The 3,226-nt window shown below is 70.4% G+C and carries 3 protein-coding genes; all 3 read right to left on the reverse strand.

The genetic code is table 11. The annotated features are described in order from the left end of the window. Positions 1-188, reverse strand: a 188-nt coding sequence (locus tag H0W38_RS19475; RefSeq protein WP_292457269.1) for a hypothetical protein, incomplete at its 3' end; no start/stop codon positions are given. A gap of 134 nt (positions 189-322) precedes the next feature. After that, positions 323-2,833 carry a hypothetical protein gene (locus H0W38_RS19480; RefSeq protein ID WP_292457271.1) on the reverse strand — a complete coding sequence of 837 codons (2,511 nt, stop codon included), beginning with the start codon at positions 2,831-2,833 and terminating at the stop codon, positions 323-325. Further along, positions 2,830-3,226: TolC family protein (locus H0W38_RS19485; RefSeq protein ID WP_292457274.1), on the reverse strand; the 397-nt coding region annotated here is incomplete at its 5' end. The genes H0W38_RS19485 and H0W38_RS19480, both read right to left, overlap by 4 nt.

Raw genomic sequence — 3,226 nt, forward strand, 5'->3', positions numbered from 1 at the left:
GGCCGCGACAGCGCCAGTTGCGTGGCAGCCAGGTTGGCGAGCACCGAGACCCGTCCCGGCACCAGGGCCAGCGCGGCAAGGAAGTGCTGCTGCGCCTCGGCGAAGCGGCGCGCGCCGAAGCAGGCCAAGCCATCGAAGAACAGCGTCTTCGCGCGTTCGAACGGGTCAGTGGTGGCGGGCTCGGGCATGTGAGAAGTTTCTTTGCCGGGCCGCCGAAGGATCGCAGCGCGTGGTGTCGGCCTGCAAGTGATGAACCGGGCGATTATCCGGTCCGCTCGCTCGCGTTTTCGCTGCTGCTCGTGTGCCGCTTCGCCCCCCGCGTTCAGCTCTGAGCCAGCGCCAGCACCGCCCGATCCACCGTGACCGTCCCATCGACCGCGATCACCACCGCGCCGACCTGGATGGCCGCAGCCAGTGCGCTCTTGCCGATGCGCCCCTTGCCCTCGCCGAACACGCGCATGAGCGCGTCGATGTCCTGGCCGCTGGCCTTCAGGCTGTAGCCGGCCTCACCGAAGCCGTCCCTCAGGTCGCCTTCGTCGGCGGTCTCGGCCTTCGCACCCGCATCGACCACGCGCGAGGCGATGTGGCCGGCCTGGCTGCGTTGCTGCGCGTGCAGCACCGCCGTATCGACGGTGACAGTACCGTCTTCATGGATGACGAGCGCACCGTCGGCAATAGCCTGGGCGAGTTCGTCTTCGGTCAACGCCCCGCTGCCGGAGGCGCCGTAGGTGGCGATGAGGCGGTTGACGGCGAAGGCGTCGGTGAAGTCGGTGCCGTCCTGGCCGGCCTTGAGGTCGTAGCGCGCTTCCTCGAAGCCGGCGATGAGCTCCTTGCGGTTGGCGTAGCCGTCGTTGGTGGAGCCGGCCTGCACGACGCGCTGGGCCAGGTTGAGCTGGTCGGTGTTCGGCTCGGCCGGGGCCTTGAGCTCGGGCGTGCCGCCCGGCAGGCTCTGTTGGGTGCCGCCGCCGCTGCCGGTGAGGGTCTGCAAGGCGCCGATGGCTGCAGCCTGTCCGACGGCGGCGTCGGCGTCGGCGCCCTTGTTCGGGTCCGAGTCGATGACGCTGTCGATGAGGTGATCCAGAGGCTTCTTGTTGTTCTCGAAGGCTTGATCGACCAGCCGGGTGCCGGCAGCAAAGCCCAGCGCGCCGCCGAACAGGCCGCCGACGAAACCGCCCACGGCAGCGGTCACCGGGCCGACGAGACTGCCGAGGGCCGCCCCGACCCGGGCGCCGACCGCCGCGCCGCCCAGGCCGAGGCTCAGGCCGCCGAACAGCTCCGCCAGCGCCTTGCGAGTGGCCGGTGCGCTGTGGTCGCCGTTCTTCACGTCGGTGTGGATGGCCTTGGCCAGGCCGTAAACCATGAGGGCATAGGCCGCCGCGTTCACACCCCGCCCGGTCAGGCGCAGGCCGCTCTTTACAGTGGGGTGTTCGAGGATCTGCGCGGCCAGCGCCTGCGAGCGCTTCCACAGGCTGGCTTCGGCGGCCTCGGCGATGGCAGCGAGGTTGGACGGGCCGTGAGTGGCGGCGGCGGCGCGGAGGTCGGTGTGGGCCGCCGTGCCGGCCGCAGTGCCGGCTTTGGTGAGGGCAGCGTCGGCTTGCCGGTGGGCTTGGGCGGGGACCACCTCATCGATCGTCACGTCGGTGCCGCCGATGTCGGCTTCGCCCGGCTCGCCTTCGGGTTCCTGCACCGTGAGAGGGTTGCCGACGAGATCGATACCTGCATCTATCAGCCCGGACTCTTCGGCTTCGCCCCGTGCCGACAAGGAGGCCTCGGCCGCATCATCCTCGGCGACGGCGATGTCGAACCGGTCACGGCTCGCCTGGTCGGCAGCGAGCCGCGCACGGTTGAAGGCCGCGAAGCGAGCGCCGAGCTCGTGCGGCTCCGAGTTCCCGATGTCGGCCAACGCCGACTGCGCCTCGGTGTCGATTACGCCTGCTGCCTGGTACAGGTTGATGGCTTCGACGGCTTCGCTTACGGACGCGAGAGCGTAACTCCGGACCTGCTTTGCGGCCCTCACTGCCGCGGCTGCATCCTCACCGCCTTCCAGGGCTTCGGCTTCGTCGATGGCCTGCTGGAACACCGCGTCCGATGAGGTATGGCCGGCGTTGTGCAGTGCCATGGGGCCGTCGCTGCGCAGTGCCCTGAGCGCGGCCACGGTGGCCGGATCGCCGCCTGCCGCCTCCAGCCGGTCGGCGGCGGTATCGATGGCGTCGTTGGACGTCTGGTTGGCCGTGTCGGCCATGTCGATGGCCGACGACACGAGCTGCTGTGCCGCGATGCGGTAGGTGGCCGCACGTGATACCTGCGCTCTTGTGGCGTAGTCCAGCGCGTGGCCCGCGTTTTGCCGTGCTTCGCGGGCGGTTTGAGCCAATCCGGCATCCCCGGGATTCGCCTGGGCGGCCTCCTCGGCGGTGCGGGCGGCGACGGTGGCCGCCGCCGCCGCGGAGCGCGCCTCTCGTGCGAAGTCGTCGGCGGCCGTGGTATCGATGAAGCCGAAGATATCGCCGTCGCCTGCCGCGAGCGTCGCCTGGTGCGTCACGTCGGCCGCTTGATCGGCCGCCGCCGCGGCCCGGGTCGCCAAGTCGCCTGCGGCGCCACGGAAAACCGGGGGACCGTCCGGCGCAGCGGTGTCGGTCTCGCGCATTTGGCGCCGGCCGCCGGCACGGTGCAGGCTGACGGTGGGCGTGTCCGCAGGAGGGCTCGGCGATCCGCCGGCTTCACTCAATGCGGCGTACAGCGCACTGAGCGCCTGCCCGTCGCGCGAGAGCGATGCGGGTTTGAAGAGGCGGCGGGACGCGGCGGCGGAACGATGGGAGGCGTCGGTGATTTTCATAAGTTGGCGTACGTACTGATCCGTTCGACGGAATTCAAGCTCGCCCCTTCCCACCCGCCGCCCAGCGCCCTGACCAGGCCCACGGTCGCCTGATACCGTGCCGAGCGCACCTGCAACGCCTGCCTGCGGTTGAAGAGCTCGCTGCGCTGCGCGTCGAGCAGCTCGAGCTGGCTCACATAGCCGTTGCGCCAGCGCGAATTGGAAAGCAGGGTGGCGCGGCTGGCGGCGGCGACGGCGCGGGACTGCGCTTCGGCCTGTTGCGAGAGAAGGCGCAGCGCGGAGAGCTGGTCTTCGACATCGCGGAACGCCACGAGCACCTGCTCGCGGTAACCGGCAAGTGCAGCGTCTAGTTCGGCGCTCGCGTTCTGCACGCCGGCCTCGCGCCGGCCGCCG

Source organism: Methylibium sp. (genome assembly GCF_013817365.1).
Taxonomy (GTDB): Bacteria; Pseudomonadota; Gammaproteobacteria; order Burkholderiales; family Burkholderiaceae_C; genus Methylibium.

Bases quoted from the DNA above. Each gene is read 5' to 3' on its own strand.
- H0W38_RS19480 (WP_292457271.1), bottom strand. From the start codon at position 2,833: ATGAAAATCACCGACGCCTCCCATCGTTCCGCCGCCGCGTCCCGCCGC.